This is a genomic window from Desulfovibrio intestinalis (genome assembly GCF_014202345.1).
Classification (GTDB): domain Bacteria; phylum Desulfobacterota; class Desulfovibrionia; order Desulfovibrionales; family Desulfovibrionaceae; genus Desulfovibrio; species Desulfovibrio intestinalis.
The window spans coordinates 375,631-393,709 of sequence record NZ_JACHGO010000002.1; the positions used below are offsets into that span (position 1 = coordinate 375,631).

At 56.6% G+C, this 18,079-nt stretch carries 12 protein-coding genes; 1 reads left to right on the forward strand and 11 read right to left on the reverse strand.

The annotated features are described in order from the left end of the window. Positions 1-9: 9 nt before the first annotated feature. The 11 genes from rpoD to HNQ38_RS04520 all read right to left on the reverse strand — a co-directional run bounded on the left by rpoD (position 10) and on the right by HNQ38_RS04520 (position 14,627). The gene (gene rpoD, locus HNQ38_RS04470; protein WP_183718202.1) at positions 10-1,779 is read right to left on the reverse strand and encodes an RNA polymerase sigma factor RpoD; all 1,770 of its coding nucleotides are present in this window, start codon (positions 1,777-1,779) and stop codon (positions 10-12) included. Further along, entirely contained in the window at positions 1,766-3,508 is a 1,743-nt protein-coding gene (dnaG, locus tag HNQ38_RS04475) for a DNA primase (protein ID WP_183718203.1), read from the reverse strand. The genes rpoD and dnaG overlap by 14 nt, the downstream gene beginning before the upstream one ends. 181 nt (positions 3,509-3,689) lie before the next feature. Beyond that, positions 3,690-6,143: an endonuclease MutS2 gene (locus HNQ38_RS04480; RefSeq protein ID WP_183718204.1), complete on the reverse strand. Its 2,454-nt coding sequence runs from the start codon at positions 6,141-6,143 to the stop codon at positions 3,690-3,692. Positions 6,144-6,428: 285 nt separating this feature from the next. After that, positions 6,429-6,896 (reverse strand): GatB/YqeY domain-containing protein, encoded by a 468-nt coding sequence (locus HNQ38_RS04485; RefSeq protein WP_183718205.1) that lies wholly within the window; start codon positions 6,894-6,896, stop codon positions 6,429-6,431. A gap of 108 nt (positions 6,897-7,004) precedes the next feature. After that, positions 7,005-7,208, reverse strand: a complete 204-nt coding sequence (gene rpsU, locus HNQ38_RS04490) for a 30S ribosomal protein S21 (RefSeq protein ID WP_183718206.1) — start codon at positions 7,206-7,208, stop codon at positions 7,005-7,007. A 358-nt stretch (positions 7,209-7,566) separates the two neighbouring features. Then, positions 7,567-7,839, reverse strand: coding sequence for an HU family DNA-binding protein (locus HNQ38_RS04495; protein WP_179981664.1), 273 nt, complete (start codon positions 7,837-7,839; stop codon positions 7,567-7,569). Between the two features lie 119 nt (positions 7,840-7,958). Continuing rightward, positions 7,959-8,795 (reverse strand): 16S rRNA (adenine(1518)-N(6)/adenine(1519)-N(6))-dimethyltransferase RsmA, encoded by an 837-nt coding sequence (gene rsmA, locus HNQ38_RS04500; protein WP_183718207.1) that lies wholly within the window; start codon positions 8,793-8,795, stop codon positions 7,959-7,961. 12 nt (positions 8,796-8,807) lie between these two features. Next, complete coding sequence (gene fusA, locus HNQ38_RS04505) at positions 8,808-10,850, reverse strand: elongation factor G (RefSeq protein WP_183718208.1); 2,043 nt, start codon at positions 10,848-10,850, stop codon at positions 8,808-8,810. A 20-nt stretch (positions 10,851-10,870) separates the two neighbouring features. Then, complete coding sequence (locus HNQ38_RS04510) at positions 10,871-11,815, reverse strand: hypothetical protein (protein ID WP_183718209.1); 945 nt, start codon at positions 11,813-11,815, stop codon at positions 10,871-10,873. A 13-nt stretch (positions 11,816-11,828) separates the two neighbouring features. Further along, the gene (gene argH, locus HNQ38_RS04515) at positions 11,829-13,229 is read right to left on the reverse strand and encodes an argininosuccinate lyase (protein ID WP_183718210.1); all 1,401 of its coding nucleotides are present in this window, start codon (positions 13,227-13,229) and stop codon (positions 11,829-11,831) included. Between the two features lie 192 nt (positions 13,230-13,421). Beyond that, positions 13,422-14,627, reverse strand: coding sequence for an argininosuccinate synthase (locus tag HNQ38_RS04520; protein ID WP_183718211.1), 1,206 nt, complete (start codon positions 14,625-14,627; stop codon positions 13,422-13,424). 209 nt (positions 14,628-14,836) lie between these two features. Between HNQ38_RS04520 and carB the strand changes: the two genes are divergently transcribed. Then, positions 14,837-18,079, forward strand: coding sequence for a carbamoyl-phosphate synthase large subunit (gene carB, locus HNQ38_RS04525; RefSeq protein WP_183718212.1), 3,243 nt, complete (start codon positions 14,837-14,839; stop codon positions 18,077-18,079).

The window sequence follows — 18,079 nt, forward strand, 5'->3', positions numbered from 1 at the left end:
TGGGACGAACTAGTTTTCGTAGTATGAGCGCAGGGGTTGGCTGCGCACAGGGTGGCGCAACTTTCGCAGCGCCTTGGCTTCGATCTGGCGGATACGTTCGCGGGTTACGTTAAAGAGCTTGCCCACTTCTTCAAGGGTGTGGTCACTTTTTTCAGCAATGCCGAAACGCTTGCGCAGAACCTGCTCTTCGCGTGGGGTAAGGTCGGCCAATACCGCAGCCAACTGTTCTGAAAGCTTGGTATTGATAACTTCTTCCGCCGGGGCAACAGCCTTTTTGTCTTCAATGAAATCGCCCAGGCTCGAATCTTCTTCGTCACCAATGGGAGTTTCCAGCGAAATGGGTTCCTTGGCGATTTTGAGTACTTTTTTGACCTTTTCCACCGGGTATTCCATACGTTCGGCGATTTCTTCCGGAGTGGGATCGCGTCCCAGTTCCTGAACAAGGTAGCGCGACGTGCGAATAAGCTTGTTGATAGTCTCGATCATGTGCACGGGAATACGGATAGTACGGGCCTGGTCGGCAATGGCGCGGGTAATGGCCTGCCGAATCCACCATGTGGCATAGGTGGAAAACTTGTAGCCGCGCTGGTATTCGAACTTGTCCACGGCCTTCATAAGGCCGATGTTGCCTTCCTGAATAAGATCAAGGAATTGCAGGCCACGGTTAGTGTACTTTTTGGCGATGGAGACCACGAGGCGCAGGTTGGAGCGGATGAGCTCCTGCTTGGCGCGCATGGCCGCAGTATTGCCGCGCTTGATGCGCCACAGCACTTCTTCAAGGTCAGTGACGTTGTGGCAGCACTTTTCCTGCAGGCGGCTAAGAATTTCGATCTTGCCGATAATCATTTCCTTAAAGGAAAAGAGCTCGTCCACGCTGAGTTTGAGGTCGCGGGCAGCGTCAACAGGGTTGACCTCGCGCTTTTCAAGACCGTCGAACATGGCCTGAATTTCAGCCTGGGTGCGGCCCGTGGAAAGAATATAGGCCGAAAGGTCGCGCTGGCAGTTGTGCATCTGGCGCACATAGTCTTCAACCGTTTCAATGATGCGGTCGATGAGGGTCTTTTCCAGCTTGATGTCGCGCAGACGAAGGACGATCTCTTCCTTGAAGCAGATAATTTCCTTTTGCACGGCAGTGACGCGGCGGTCCATGCAGGCGCATGTATCCAGCTTTTTGTAAATCTTGCGTTTTTTCTTGAAGGTCTGCTTGATTTCGTCAAGCAGCAGAATAACGCGCGAGCGCTGGTTCATTTCGTCTTCGCTGGGGTCGTCTTCTTCAATGGTTTTAACCACATCCTTAAGCTTGATGCGGTTCTGGCGCAGGTCTTCGCCAACATTGATGAGTTCTTCAACCGCCACCGGAACTTCAACCAAGGCGTAAAGCACATCCTGCTCGCCCATTTCGATTTTTTTGGCGATGACAACTTCACCGTCACGGTCCAGCAGCGGCACGGCACCCATTTCGCGCAGATACATGCGCACAGGGTCAGTGCTGCGTGACGAATAGTCGGCAGACTCTTCGTCTTCGGACAGATCAAGGGAGCTGTCAGTTATTTCTTCATCAGACTCGGTGGCGGCGGCAGAAATTTTCTTTCCTTCCTTTTCCGAGTCCACAATAACGATTTCCAGCTGTTCAAAAATGCCGATAATCTCTTCAAACTGCTCGGGGGTGCTCATCTCCACGGGGAGAGCCTTGTTGACTTCTTCAAAAGTCAGAAAGCCCGCGCCCTTGCCCTTCGCAATAAGCGATTGAATCTGCTGGATATCTTTAAGATTGCTCATGCCCTTTCTCCAAGGTTTCCTTAAGTGCGCGAAGATAGTCCAAATCAGCCTCAAAGTCACCTGTGCCGGTGTTAGCTCTCAAGGCTGCGGATAGAGAAGATTTTTGCGCTGATGCGTAATAATTATTCAAGTAATGCCGCAGTGATTCCAGTTCTTTGTCGCCATCGTCGCGTGGCGCGGCCTCAGGGCCACAACATTTGCACCAGAAATTTTTTTCCCTCTGGTCCAGTTGGTGAAAAACTGCCTCCGGGCCATGCGTTTCGATTTTGTCCCACAGCTGACGGGCTATTGGAGACTGAAGAGCCAGGTCGGCCCCCATTTCCTGCATATCTGCCAGACGCTGAGGATAACGCACGGCGTACATCATGACTTCACGGTCGCGTATGTTCTGGCGCGCATTTCCTGACGGTGCTCCGCCTGTTTCTGCGCGTGCCTTGTCTGGCCGGGAGCCGCGTGATTGAACAAGCCCTTCACGCAGGTCGGCTTCTGAAAGTTGTAACTGCCCGGCCAGCCGTGAAACATAGGGGCTGACCAACTCGGGAATTTCCACTTGACGCAAAAAGTTGCGCGCCCATTCCACAGTTTCGCGTGGGGCAAGCGCTTTGAGCACATCAACGCAAAAGCGCAGGCCGTCCGGGGCTTGAGCCTGCAAGGTCTCAAAGGCTTCTGGTCCAGCACCGCGCAGCAGGCTGTCGATGTCTTCGCCCTCGGGCATAAGCACTACCGAGCAGGACAGGCCGCGCGTAAGCAGCATTTCACACGAGCGCAGGGCCGCCTTGCGCCCGGCGCGGTCGCCGTCAAAAAGCAGCGTCAGCTGCGAAACAAACCCTGAAAGCCGCTTGATCTGTTCCGGGGTCAGCGCTGTTCCCAGCACGCCCACGGCATTGTCATACCCGAACTGGTGCAGGGTCAGCACGTCCATGTAACCTTCGGTCAGCAGCACCCGCCCCTTGGTGACCATACCCTTGCGGGCCTGCGCCAGGCCGTAAAGATGCTCGCCCTTTTTATAGATGGGCGTGTCGGCGCTGTTTATGTACTTGGCTTCTTCTTCATCAGCGATGATGCGTCCGCCAAAGGCTATGATCTGGTTGGACAGACTTTTGATGGGGAAAATAAGCCTGCCCCGAAAACGGTCATAGGCACGCCCATTGCCCGATTGCCCCAAAAGCCCCGATTCAACCGCCATGCGGGCGTCGAAACCCGCGCGCCGCAGCGCGTCTGCCAGTGATTGCCATTCTCTTTTGGCCCAGCCGATGCCAAAACGCTGCACTATTTCCTGGCTCAGGCCGCGCTTTTCTATGTACGCGCGGCATTCTTCGCCGTCGGGGCCATTGAGCGTGGCAGCAAAATGCCCGGCAGCCAGTTCATACATACGCAGCATCTGCTGACGCGAAGAGCGGCGTTCACGTTCTTCACCCTGCTGGCGGGCGTTGTTTGGGCCGCGGTCAATGGTTATACCCGATTCCGCAGCCAGTTGTTCCAGCGTTTCTTTAAAATCCAGTCCGTTGATACGGCTGTAAAAATCAAAAATATCACCTGATGCGTGGCACCCAAAACAGTAAAACAGTCCCTGCTCTTCGTTAACTGAAAAAGACGGTTTTGTTTCCTGATGAAATGGGCAAGGCGCCACCCACCGTGGCCCGTTGCGCCTGAGCTCCACATAGCGGCGCACAACGTCCACAATATTCATGCGCTCCTTGATGGCGCGTATGGCATCCTTGGACTGCATTGCAGATTTTTCCTTGATCAGAGAACAGCGTTCAGACTCGTGGCTGTATTTTTCAGGCCTGACGGCCTGAAAAAAATTGCTCTCTGCCGATAACAACACTTGTTTCGTCAGGATGCGGGCAAAAAATGCCTCCCAACACAGAATTTCTATAGCTTTGAAGCGTAATTTTCTGGCTGCTCGCCTAGCGCAGGGTCACAATGGTCATGCCGTCGCCACCCTGATCTTCAGGGGCAAGGCTGAATTTTTCCACAGCGGGAAAGGCCCGCAAAAATTCATGAACCTGTCGTCTCAAGGCTCCTGTGCCGCGCCCATGCACTATTTCCACTTCGCGAAAACCCGCAAGCAGGGTCTTGTCCATAAAGCGTTCAAGTTCTGCAAGAGCTACATCGGCACGATGTCCCCGCATGTCAAGTCGTAGTGATGCTCCATCTGCCGCTCCCGCCGGGCGGGCTGAACCTCCGCTTGTGGGGGCGGCAGCCTGACGGGGTGTGCTGTCAAGAATGGAAGAGGGTTTGCCCGGAGCGTTTGCAGGTGCCTGCTGCCCCGGTATCCGCAGCGCCTTCATATCGGCCCACAGGTTCACGCCGTTCATGTCCAGGCGAACGCGGCTTTTGCGTTCGTCCACGTCAGTGATTACACCGCGTTTGTTAAAAATCGTATGCAACACCTGTTGGCCCACGGCAAAATGCTGGGGGCTTGGCAATATTGACTGGTTTTGCTCCGGATCATTATCCGTTGCCAGCGAAGCGCGTAGCCGTGACATTTCTTTCAGGGCCTGCTTGTGAGTAGCCCGTCCTTCTTTCCAGGCGCGCATAAGCTCGGTTGCCTGGGCACGCACCTCGTCATGCAGGCGCAGGCGCTCTTTTTCCAGCTTTTCACGCTCATGCTTGGCAACGGAACGTGCCTTTTCCTGCTCCTGTTTGAGGAGCACAAGTTCTTCTTCGCGGTTGGCAGCCAGATCATTAAGGCGCGCAAGCAGGGTAGTGGCGTCTTGCCCGTCCTGCAAAAGATAATGCTCGGCCCGGCGTATAATGCTTTCAGGCAAGCCGTGTTCACGCGCCACATCCAGAGCCTGACTTGCCCCAACCTGGTCATAGGCCAGCTTGAATAAAGGCTTTTTGCTCTGTGTATCGAAGAGCATAGAGGCCGCCCTGGCCCCTTCCTTGGTAAGGGCATAGCTTTTGAGCGCGGGAAAATGTGTTGCTGCCAAGACAAAGGTATGTTTGTCCAGCAATTCGTCAAGTACCGCCTGCGCCAGTGCCGCGCCCTGAGCCGGGTCGGTACCTGCGCCAAATTCGTCCAGCAGGACAATGCCGCTGCCGTCAAGATGCTTCCATGCCTTGCCCAGATGCTCGATTTGGGCGGTGAATGTGGACACGTTGTCGGCAAGGCTCTGTTCGTCGCCGATAAAGGCATCCATACGGCTGAACCAGGGCAGGTGCGAACCAGCGCCAGCCGGAACGGGCAACCCGCTGAGGGTCATTGCCGCGATAAGCCCAAGAGTTTTGAGGCAAACGGTTTTGCCGCCCGCATTGCCGCCAGTGATGACCAGCGCGCGTTCGCCGGGGCGCAGAATGATGTCCAGCGGGCGCACCGCAGCAGCGGATTTTGCTGCATTTTTGGCGCTATGGGCAGAATCTGACGCGTTGGCGGCCTTGGCCCTGTTAAGCACGAGCAGGGGATGGCGGGCTTCAAGCAGTTGAATGCCTTCGGTCACAGGGGTAAGCGGCAGGCAGCGGCCATCCAGCAGCGCAGCCAAGCGGCGCTTGGCCTGCAAAAGATCCAGTTGGGCAAGAAGTTCAAGGGCCGCTTGAGCTCCGGGCAACTCTGCTTCCAGCAGGCCCCGCAAGTATAGCAGTATCTTGCGTTCTTCTTCGCGCTCTTCGCGTTTCAGCTCCTGAAGGCGGTTGTTGATCTCCACCAGGAACATAGGCTCAAAATAACAGGTTTCACCCGTTTGCGACCAGTCATGAATGATGCCCTGCATACGGCCTTTGAAATTGGCTTTGAGCGGCAGCACATAACGGTCCGACGAAAGAGTCATGAACTCATCCTGCAAATAAGCCAGCATGTTATATTGAAGGGCGTAATCTTTCACCTTGCCCATGCAGCTCTGGTGCAGGCGGCGCAGTTCGCCACGCAGGCGGTAAAGCTCTGGCGAGCTTTCGTCCTTCATTAAGCCGTCGTCGGAAATGCAGCGCAAAAGGGCTGCCGTCAGCTGTACAGGCAGGGGCGTGCCGTCAGCCATAGCCAGCAGATGCGGCCATTGTTTGGCGGCATCGGGCGCGGCAATGGAGGCATGGGCATCGCGTGCCATGCTTAACACTTCCCGCAAAGCCCAAAACGCATCAAGGTCTGGCTGAAAGGCGTGGGCACGGGATGTTTGTGCCGCTTGCAAAAAGCCCGATACATCAGGAAAGGCGTTGAGCGCAAAGACTGCGCCGCCGATAGCCGGGCGTGAAGACCAGTCGGCAGCTTCCGCATATATCCGGGCGGCAAGATTGACGTCCTCTGCTTCGGCAAACGGGGTCAGCCCCTGGGCACGTTCACGCCCTACGCCGGAAATGCACAGCGACGCGAGGTGGTCGGTGATATGATGGTATTCAAGGGCCTGAAGAGTGCGGGCGTGAATCATGCTGATGCCTCGGAAATGATGGTATGGCTTGCCGTAGAGAAAAGAACGCACGAACTGCTGGACCTTGCAGCCCACAGAGCGCTACGAACGCTCTTTCGCCGGACGCACAGTTTTTCCATATTGTGAGGCAACTCCCGATGGGGCGACAAGTCAGGCCGTGGGGCGTTTCACACAGGAATGAGGCAGCACGCCCGCCATTGCGGAAATGCGGCTTGAAAACAGAATGTGGTCACTTTTGCACGGCGAACAATTACATATCCGCTGTGCAAAAATGGCAGGATCTGGCTACGGCTGCAGGCGTTTTTTGACGGCCTCGGACAGAACCTTGCCGTCCACCTGACCTTTATGCCCTGCCATAATGGCAGAAATAACCCGGCCCATATCCTTGGGGGAAGTTGCGCTCAGCTCGGTAATTGTGGACTCAACGAGAGACAGCAGTTCTTCCTGGCTGAGGGCCTTGGGCAGGTATTCTTTAAGGACTACAAGCTCGGCAGCTTCTTTTTCAGCAAGGTCGGGGCGCTGGGCCGCCGTGTACTGCTCAATGGAATCCTGACGCTGTTTGCCTTCCTTGATGATGACGTCCATCATTTCTTCGTCGGAAAGGCTGCCGCCGGGCCGCCGCAAGTCCACCAGACGGTTTTTGACCGCCGTTTTCAACAGGCGCAGCACCATGAGCCGAACACTGTCCTTGGCTTTGTAGGCCAAAATGTAATCTTTTTCGATCTGGTCAAAAAGCGTGGTAGTGGCGGTCATAATTGTCGTTGGGTGGAGGGTGGAGTAATGCAGAAAATGCGGGAAACCCTAGGGGCTTCCCGCATAACTGGCCGGATGAAGGCCCCGGGCGCATAAATGCGCAGCCGGTTAAGCCATGTTCATCTTCCTGATTTTTTTCATCAGCCGCTTACGAGCGGCGGCCTTTTTCTTTTTGCGCATGACGCTGGGCTTTTCGTAGTGCTGGCGCTTCTTCATTTCTGAAAGAACACCGGCCTTTTCTACCTGCTTCTTAAAGCGGCGCAGCGCGATATCGAAATTATAATCGTCGTCGTTAAGAAAAACTCCGGGCAAGAAAATCACCCCCTTCGGCGGCGGGGCGTGCTATAAGCAGCCCACAAAAATAACCGTCAACGGTTTACCCGTCTACGGACAGCGACAGTGTCGCCAAATGAAGAGTTCATATAGCCCGCAATATTGAAAAGGGCAAGTTTTTTCTTGATAAGGCGGGTAAGATGAAAAGTACACGTTGCATGGGCCGCAGCACACAGGCTACCAGAGCGCATGCCCAGAAACCGCAAATGACACGCATGCCCCGACTCCCAGTCGCCGCGGGCATACATGTCATCTACAGTTGTACCCCGGTATGCTGGCTTTAGTGATAGCCAGCATTGCCGGTTGGCGCCATGCCGTGCGGCACGGCTGCATAAGATCAGTTTAAAGAATCTTTGAGCATTTTGCCGGGGCGGAACTTGAGAATCTTGCACGCGGGAATGGTGAGAGTATCACCGGTGCGGGGGTTGCGGCCCTGCCGGGCTTTACGGTGTTCTACCGCAAAGGTGCCGAAGCCAGTGAGGGTAAGTTTGGATTCCTTGACAAGAGCGTCTTCGACGGAAGCGAGAAAAGCGTTGAGAGCCCGTTCGGCTGCGGCCTTGGTCAGATTGGCCTTGGCAGCGATTTTTTCAACCAGATCAGCCTTAGTCATCAGCATGTCCTCCTGAAAAGTTCCCCGGCGTTGTTTACAAATGGCCTCTTGCATGACCACTTGCCTGAATGCACCACTGGTGCACAACGCAGCAAGAGTATGGATAGACTGAAAACTTTTTATGCCTTGTTGTCAAGCTGTGACGCCCAAAAAGCAGCTATGCGCTGAAAATCGTGACAAGAAAGAACTTCAGGACGCAAGTTGGATGCAATTTGCGCACTTTCAAACGCGTTTTCCAGACCAGGCTGGGCGGCACGGCGAAATATTCCGCCAAGTTGCTTACGTCGTTGCTGAAAACAGATACGCAACAGGCGAGATAAAAGCGCGGGATGTGCAGGACGCTCACTGACGGGCAAGGGCATGAAGCTCAATACTGCGGAATCCACCTTGGGAGGAGGACTGAAAGCTCCCGGCCCCACCACAAATTCCACACGCGGGCGCGAATAGCTTTGCACCCACACTGAAAGCGCGCCGTAGTGGCCGGAATCCGGCGGTGCGGCAAGGCGCTGTCCCACTTCTTTTTGCACCATAAATGCGGCCTGCTGCCAGCCTTCAGACAGGGACACAATATCCCATATAAGGGGGGATGCCACATTGTAGGGCAGGTTGCCTATGATTTTCCACGGCTCTTGAGGGCTGATGCGCCGCCAGTCAAAGCGCAGGGCGTCTGTAAGCACTGCCTGCGTATGCTTGCCGCCCAGGCGTTGCCGTTCAGCGGCCCAATGGCGGTCTTTTTCAAGCAGCAGCAGGCGGGCATGCGGCGCGGCTTCGATGGCGCGGGTCAGCGCGCCGGGGCCAGGGCCGATTTCGATAATGCGGTCAGTGGCGCAAGGGGCGATGAGAGCGGCAATACGGTGGCAAATATCTTCACGGCGCAAAAAATGCTGGCCAAGGCTTTTCTTGGCGCGAGGGGCGTGCCCCTTGCCGGAGTTGTTGCCTGAATTACTGGATGTCACGGGTATAAGGCCTCATGGAAGGTCAAAACGGTCAAAGGTCATCACAAGTCCGGCGCGGCCCTGCGTAGCTGAACGCAGGGAGGTGGAAAAGCCAAACAAGCGGCGCAGGGGAGCAATACCGCTCAACACCTTGCGCGTTCCATTGTCTTCAAGGTTTTCGACCTTGCCGCCGCAAGAGTTGAACAGGCTGATTGAGGGACCCAGAAAATCATCGGGCACCACTATCTCCACCCGCATAATGGGCTCCATAACAATGGGAGCGGCAGTGCCCAAAGCCTCACGCAAGGCTTGCCCAGCAGCCATATGGCAGCCCGGCAGGGTGGTCAGGCCTTCACGCCGTTCCACATTGGTAACCATCACCTGCACATCTTCTACCGGGTAGCCCGTGAGTTCACCGCTTTGCAGGGCATCACGCACTCCCTCAAGGGCCGCGTCCAGGTATATCTGGGGCAGCAGCTTGCGAGCTTCGTTGGGATCGGCAGGCAGAAAATCGCCCACGGTCACTGTATTGCCGCTGCCACGCGCGCCCGGACTTACATGAAGGGCGACTGCACCCTGGTGGTGTTCCTTGCCCAGTTCCCGGTCAAAAACCACGCTGGCGTCAGCTTCTTTGCGTATGGTTTCGCGCAGAACCACCTGAGGATTGCCCGCGCGGGGGCTGATGCCGTATTCGCGTTGCATACGTTCCAGCAGAACATCAAGATGCAGTTCGCCCATGCCGGAAATCATGCGTGCGCCAGTGGCATCGTCCAGTTGCGCCTTGAGCGTGGGGTCTTCTTCCACATACCGAGTCAGCGCTTCGTCAAGAATTTTACCTTCGTCGGCATTGCGCGGCTCAAGGGCAAGCGTGATGACTGGCGCGTTGGCCTCAATGCTTTCAAGCTTCAGAAGGCGTTCACGCGCGGTGTAGGTCTCGCCCGTATGGGCAGACCGCAGGCCAACGGCAACAACAATTTCGCCAGTTCCTGCGGATTCAAGCTGTTCGCGTCTGTCGGCATGGGGGCGGTAAAGACGGCCCAGCCTGTCGTCCTTGTTCTGGGTGGTGTTGCGCAGGTTGTCACCTTCATGAATACGGCCCGCATATATGCGAATAAAGGAATGCTTGCGGCTGTCTTCGAGCAGAACCTTAAAGACCAGAGCAACAGCCGGAGCGTCGGGATCGGCCATAACAGCGACTTCGTTGCCCTCAGAATCCACACCAACAGGCGCAGGCACGTCCAGCGGCGAGGGCAGCCAGCGGCAAACGGCGTCCAGCACGGGCTGTATGCCTGTGTTGCGCAGGGCGGAGCCGCAGAATACGGGGGTGATGCTGCGGGCCAGCGTCGCACGGCGCAGGGCTGCATGAATGTCTTCTGTGCTGTAAACGCCTTCCAGATAGGGCTCCAGAAAATCTTCATCAGCTTCAGCCAGTTTTTCCAGCAGCAGATCGCGCCAGGGAGCGGCCAGTGCGGCCTGCTCTGAAGTAAAGGGAGTACGCTTTATTGTTTGCCCCTGATCGTCTTCATCAAAAAACAGGCATTCTTCATGAATGAGATCAAGAACGGCGCTAAAATCTTCACCCTGACCCAGGGGAGCCATAACAGCAACGGCATTGGTGTGAAGGCGCTGCCGCATGGCTTCCAGCGTCGCTTCAAAATTTGCGCCCAACCTGTCCATCTTGTTTACAAAGGCTATCTTGGGCACGCCGAAATCTTCTGATTGCCGCCATACGGTTTCAGACTGCGGTTCAACGCCGCCTACGGCGCAAAACACGCCCACGGCCCCGTCCAGCACGCGCAAGGAGCGTTCAACCTCGATGGTAAAGTCCACATGGCCGGGGGTATCAATGAGGTTGATAGTATGCTCGTTCCACTGGCAGGTGGTGCAGGCCGACATGATGGTAATGCCACGTTCCTGTTCCTCGGGCATGTAGTCCATTGTGGCAGCGCCGTCATGAACCTCGCCCATGCGATGGATTTTGCGGCTGTAAAAAAGCATGCGCTCCGACAAGGTGGTCTTGCCAGCGTCAATATGGGCAATGATGCCAATGTTACGAATGCGGCTGATGTTGGACATGACGGCTCCTGGGCAGATTTTTACAGTGTGCCGAAAGCCAGACGGCGCACCCGGAAAAAATCCGGCGTAAGGCCGGGGTGCAGCCAGAAACCTTCACAGCCCGGTGTCAGGACCAATTCAGGGCCGTTTGGGGAAAAGAATTCACTCTGAGGAAGGTTCGCCGCTTGCCCGGCTGTAGAGGCGAGGTACAGAGCATCTGCCAGTGGCGAATTACCCGCAGCAATCATAGCCACTTCTTGCGAGCCATTAGCCAAGGTGCCGGGGGCAATGCTTATGGCAGAATCCAGAGCTTCCGCCTGGGCAAAATACAGCGCTTCCAAATCCAGATAGTCGTCTTCAGCAGACAAGCCCTGCCCGTCATTCAGGCTGTCTCCTTCTGTCAGAGCCAGCCTTGGCGTGCGGCTTTCCTGCCAGCAGGGCAGGCCCGCAGCGTGCGCGAAATCAGCAATCTGCGACAGTTCGCCAGTGTGCAGCAGCACCAGACGGCCGGGGCCGGAGCTTTCTTCAAGCAGCGCTTGTAACTTTGAAGAATCCAAAACAAAGATGTCTTCAACACCGCTCAATTCCAGACTGACCAAGGCAGAGCGGTGGGGCTGCCCGCCCACGCATGCGGCCCCGATCTGGGGCACGCCCGCAAGGATTGCCGGGATGCAGGCGGCGGCCAGTCTGGCAGCCGCTGCATAGGAAGGAGTGAAGGCAATGATGGCCCACGGGGCGGCACTGCTTTCAGATCGCTGCCAAAATCCCAAATGCCTGTTGCTGCGTTGTTCACGCAGCTGGTCAGAGTTTGAACCAAAGTGCATATGCGCCAGGGCGAGTCCCGTCTTGATGGCCGCCCGCCATTGCGGAGGGGTCTCTTCGTAGGACTGGGCCACAAGGTCGTCACTCAGGCGCGCGTCTTCTACCCATTGGGGCCAATAGGCGTTTTGCGGGATTTCCGGCTTCTGATCCGTGAAGGCAGTCATAGTGTTTACCGGACTATCTGGTCATGCCGTCCATACCGGCAAGCCACGTTCTGAGTTGCGCCACCTGGGCCGCCACAGACTGCGGGCCAGTGCCGCCGGGCGTTTCGCGCCGACGCACAGCGGCTGCGTAATCCAGTATGGCGTAAACATCATCCTCAATGCGGGGTTCAAGCGCCTGCATTTCAGGCAGGGGGAGGTCTTCAAGTCCCTTGCCCTGGCTTTCGGCGGCAGCCACGCATTGCCCCGTTATATGATGGGCCTCGCGGAAGGGTATGCCTTTGCCCACAAGGTAGTCTGCCAGTTCTGTGGCATTGAGGAAGCCAGCCTTGCAGGCTTCGCGCATACGGTCAGTGCGGAAGGTCAGTTCTTCCATCATTCCCGCCATAAGGCGCAGGGAGGCTTCGACGGTCTTGTCGGCGTCGAGAAAACCTTCCTTATCTTCCTGCATGTCGCGGTTGTAGGCCAGGGGCAAACCCTTCATGGTGGTGAGCAGGCCCATGAGCGAACCATAGACGCGCCCCGTTTTGCCGCGCATAAGTTCGGCAACGTCAGGATTTTTCTTTTGCGGCATGATGGATGAGCCTGTGGCGTAGCTGTCGGGCAGGCGCACAAAGCCAAAAGCAGGGTTGGCCCACAAAATGATTTCTTCACACATACGTGACAGATGCATCATGATGGTTGAGCCGTCAAAAAGAGCTTCCAGCACGAAATCCCTGTCGGAAACAGCGTCCATCGAGTTGCCGTAAATGCCGGAAAATCCAACGTCTTCCGCTACGCTTTGCGGATCAAGGGGATAGGTTGTGCCCGCCAGTGCGGCCGCTCCCAGAGGGGATATGCACACACGGTCAAGACAGTCGGTCAGACGCAGGGCGTCGCGACGGAACATCCAGGCATAGGCCAGCAGGTGGTGCGCCAAACTCACGGGCTGGGCGGGCTGCAAGTGGGTGCAGCCTGGCAGTATGTCATTGGCGTGTTCGGTGGCGCGCTGCACCAGCACGGCGCACAGGCCAGCGGCACGCTGCCGCCAGGTTTCAAGCCTGTCTGCCACGAAAAGACGAAAGCTCAACCCGACCTGGTCGTTGCGGCTACGGCCAGTGTGCAGTTTTTTGCCCACATTGCCCATAATTTCCGTCAGGCGTGCTTCAATATTCATGTGCACGTCTTCCAGTTCCGGCTTCCAGACAAAATTGCCAGAGCGGATTTCTTCGCGCACGCGGTCGAGTCCTTCAACCAGAAGCTGCGCCTCGCCGGGGGCGATGATGCCCTGGCGTCCCAGCATGCGGGCGTGGGCTTGTGAGGCGCGGATATCCTGGGCGTAAAGCGCCCTGTCGTAGGATTGGGAGTCCGTATATTGGGCTACAGCTTCCTTGGGGCCTTCGGCGAAGCGTCCGCCCCAGCTCTGGTTGGTCTTCATGGCAGTATCCATTGCTTTTAAAGTAGTAATTCGGGGGCAGGGACGCCATAGTGAACGCTCCTGCCCCCGAAGTCCCATCACGCTTGGGCCATATCAGTGGAGCCATGCTCCACCGCTGAAGGCTTGCCAGACGGTTGGCCCGGGGACCATTGTCTGGCCGACGGAGGCATTATGCAGGCCCGTCTGGGCGCACTAACCTTCGATCTTGTTTTTGACAGCCGCATGCAGCCGCAGCCGCAGGCTGTTGAGGCGGATGAAGCCCGCCGCATCCTTGTGGTCGTAGTCGCCACCTTCAAAGGTAGCCAGATCTTCAGAGAAAAGCGAGTTGGGGGAGGTGCGGGCCAGGGGCCACACGCCGCCCTTGTACAGCTTGGCGCGCACGGTGCCGGTGACGCTTTCCTGCGATTTATCCATAAAGGCCTGCATGGCCTCGCGTTCGGGCGAGTACCAGAAGCCGTTGTAAACGCACTGGGAATAGCGCACGGCCAGCATGTCGCGGATGCCGAGCAGTTCGCGGTCAAGGCAGATACCTTCGAGGTCGCGGTGCAGTTTGTACAGCAGGGTGCCAGCGGGGTTTTCGTACACGCCGCGGCACTTCATGCCGACAAAACGGTTTTCCACCATGTCGTCGCGGCCAATACCGTTACGGCCAGCGATTTCGGCCAGGGTGGTAATGATGGCCGCTGGCGAAAGAGCCTTGCCGTTAACGGCAACCGGGTTGCCGCATTCAAAATCAACGCTGACAATTTCAGGAGTGTCCGGCGCCTGCTCAACGGGCACGCAGCGCTCGTGGCAGGATTCGTGCGGTTCATTGCCGGGGTTTTCCAGCTCGCTGCCTTCAAAGCTTGTGTGCAGCATGTTGGCGTCCATGCTGTAGCGCTTGGCGGCGCTGGAAATGGGAATGCCGTGCTTTTCGGCAAAGGCGGTGAGGGCCGTGCGGGACATGAGTTCCCATTCGCGCCAGGGGGCGATGACCTTGATGTCAGGGGCCAGAGCGCTGGCGGCAAATTCAAAGCGCACCTGGTCATTGCCCTTGCCGGTGGCGCCGTGCGAAATGGCGTCAGCGCCTTCCTTGCGGGCGATGTCAACCAGAGCTTTGGCAATGAGGGGGCGTGCAATGGAGGTTCCAAGCAGGTAGCGTCCTTCGTAGATGGCCGCGCCGCGCATCATCGGAAACACAAAATCTTTAGCCATTTCTTCGCGCAAATCAACAACATAGGCCTTGGAAGCGCCGGTCTTGAGCGCCTTTTCTTCCACACCGGAAAGATCTTCAGGCTGGCCAAGGTTGGCGGTGACGGCGATGACTTCACACTTGTAAGTCTCAATAAGCCACTTTAGAATAACAGATGTATCAAGCCCGCCAGAATAGGCGAGGACAACTTTTTTTATGTCTTGCATTATCAAGCCCCCTTATGGATTCAAGAGGTGAATTATTGCGTAAATCAGGATGGTGCGCAAGGCTTTAATAGGCTACAGTGTTCCTGTTTGCCTGTTCAGAGAAAATGTTGACGTCAAGTCGAAGTGCATGTATTATTCTTCAGTTTGAGCAAACGGCGACTCTTGAGTCGCCCCTTTCGTACCGATCTCCAAAGCCGCAGGAATGTCCAATGCCTAAGCGTACGGATTTACACAAGATTCTTGTTATCGGCGCGGGACCCATCATCATCGGCCAGGGCTGCGAGTTTGACTACTCCGGCTCACAGGCTGTCAAAGCCCTTAAAGAAGAGGGCTACGAAGTGGTGCTGGTCAACTCCAATCCCGCTACCATCATGACCGATCCCCAGTTGGCCGACGCCACCTATGTGGAACCCATCGAACATGATACCCTGACTGCCATCATCCGAAAAGAACGCCCCGACGCACTGTTACCGACCCTTGGCGGGCAGACGGCTTTGAACGCCGCTCTTGGACTTGCCAAGAGCGGCGTTTTGGCGGAGTACGGCGTTGAACTTATCGGTGCACGCGCTGAGGTTATTGAAAAGGCCGAAAGCCGTGAGCTTTTTCGCGAAGCGATGGAGCACATCGGCCTCAATATGCCTGCCAGCGGTATTGCCAGAAATATCGAAGAAGTTCGCCACCTCGGCAACATACTGCCTTTCCCCCTCATTGTGCGCCCGGCCTTTACCCTGGGCGGCACGGGCGGCGGCGTAGCCTATAATCTTGCCGACCTTGAAGAAGTGGCAAGCAACGGCCTCGCAGCCAGCCCCACCACCGAGGTCATGATCGAGCAGAGCGTGCTTGGCTGGAAAGAAATTGAAATGGAAGTGATGCGCGACGCCAAGGATAACTGCGTCATCATCTGCTCCATTGAAAATCTTGACCCCATGGGCGTTCACACGGGCGACTCCATCACCGTGGCTCCGGTGCAGACTCTTTCCGACGCCGAATATCAGCAGATCCGCGATGCTTCCATTGCCATCATGCGTGAAATCGGCGTGGAAACCGGCGGCAGCAACGTGCAGTTTGGCATCAACCCGGCCAACGGCGAAATTGTTGTTATTGAGATGAATCCGCGCGTGTCGCGGTCTTCGGCGCTGGCCTCCAAGGCGACGGGTTTTCCCATCGCCAAAATCGCGGCCAAACTGGCTGTGGGCTACACGCTGGACGAACTGCGCAACGACATCACGCGTGAGACGGTGGCCAGCTTTGAACCTGCCATCGACTACTGCGTGGTCAAGATTCCGCGTTTTACCTTTGAAAAATTCCCCGGTGCCAAGGACGAACTCACCACTTCTATGAAGAGCGTGGGCGAAGCCATGAGCATTGGCCGTACCTTCAAGGAGGCTTTGCAGAAGGGCCTGCGCTCTATGGAAATCGGGGCCACTGGCCTGGGTTTCAACTTCAACGCCGAACTGCCTGACCGCGAAGTTATCCTTGAGTCTCTGCAGCGGCCCAATTCACGCCGCATATTTGCGCTGCGTCAGGCTCTGCTGGCGGGCATCACGGAAGAAGAAATCTTTGACGTGTCCGCCATCGACCCCTGGTTTGTTCGGCAGTTGCAGGACATCGTGGATATGGAGCAGCGCATCCGCAACTTTGGCATGGCCAATGACATGACAGCCAGCAATGAAGCTCTGGCGGTCATCTTGCGCGAAGCCAAGGAATACGGTTTCTCCGACAGGCAGCTTGCCGAAATGTGGAAGCGCCCTGAAGCCGATATTCGCCGTTTGCGCGACGAAATGAACATCCTGCCGACCTATTATCTGGTCGACACCTGCGCAGGGGAGTTTGAAGCCTACACACCCTATTTTTATTCGACCTACGAGAAGGGTGAAGAAATCAAACTTGAAGACCGCCGTAAGGTGCTCATCCTGGGCGGTGGCCCCAACCGCATCGGCCAGGGCATCGAGTTTGACTACTGCTGCTGCCATGCCTCCTTTGCTCTGCGGGATGCCGGTATTATGGCCATTATGGCAAACTCCAACCCCGAAACGGTCTCCACAGACTACGACACTTCAGACCGGCTCTATTTTGAACCGCTGACCTTCGAAGATGTCATGAACATTGTGGAAAAAGAAAAGCCCGAAGGCGTTATCGTTCAGTTTGGCGGCCAGACTCCGCTGAATCTGGCTGTGCCGCTCATGCGTGCAGGCGTGCCCATTCTTGGCACCAGCCCCGACGCCATCGACCGCGCAGAAGACCGCGAGCGTTTTCAGGCTCTGATTCAGAAGCTGGGTCTGCTGCAGCCGCCCAACGGCACAGCCATGAGCCTTGAAGATGCTCTGGAAGTGGCCGAGCGCATCACCTACCCTGTGGTGGTGCGGCCAAGCTACGTGCTTGGCGGCCGCGCTATGGCCGTTGTGTATGACGCTTCGGAGCTGACCGCGTACTTCCACGCCCAGGTGCCCGAAAGGCCGGAACACCCCATCCTTGTCGACAAGTTCCTTGAACATGCGGTTGAAGTGGATGTGGACGCCCTGTCTGACGGCAAGGACGTGTATGTGGCTGGCATTATGGAGCATATCGAAGAAGCCGGTATTCACTCCGGCGATTCGGCCTGCGTGCTGCCTTCCTATTCGCTGTCTTACGACCATGTGGCCCTTATTGCGGTTCAGGCTGAAGCTCTGGCCCGCGAACTCAAAGTTGTGGGCCTCATGAATATCCAGTTTGCCATCAAGGGCGACGATATCTATATCCTTGAAGTGAACCCGCGCGCCTCGCGTACGGCTCCCTTTGTGTCCAAGGCCACGGGCGTGCCCCTGCCGTACCTTGCCACCCAGGTCATGCTGGGCAAGACTCTGGACGAACTTGACCCCTGGAGCATGCGCAAGGGTGGTTTCACCTGCGTGAAGGAAGCGGTTATGCCCTTCCAGCGCTTCCCGGGTGTGGACGTAATACTTGGACCTGAAATGCACTCCACTGGCGAAGTTATGGGCATGGGCTCCAACTTTGGTGAAGCCTTCCTCAAGAGCCAGCTTGGTGCAGGTCAGGTGCCGCCGCAGGGAGGCAAGCTTTTCCTTTCTGTGAATGACCGCGACAAACCCTTCCTGCCTGAAGTGGCAGAAAAGTTTGCCAATCTGGGCTTTGATCTGCTGGCGACCAAAGGCACTGCGGCGATTCTGCGCGAGCACGGCCTCAAGGTTGAGGAAGTGCGTAAGGTTTACGAAGGCCGCCCCAATATTGTGGATCTGCTTATCAATCACGAGGTGGCTCTGGTCGTGAATACGGCTTCGGGCAAACACACCGCCAAGGATTCCAAGGCCATTCGTCAGGCGGCTCTGAACTACAAGGTGCCGTACTGCACCACCATCGCTGCGGCGCGCGCCACGGCCACGGCCATCGGTTCGCGGCGGGACGAAACCCATGTGGAAAGTTTGCAGGAATACTACGCGCGGGAAGTGCGGGGGTAA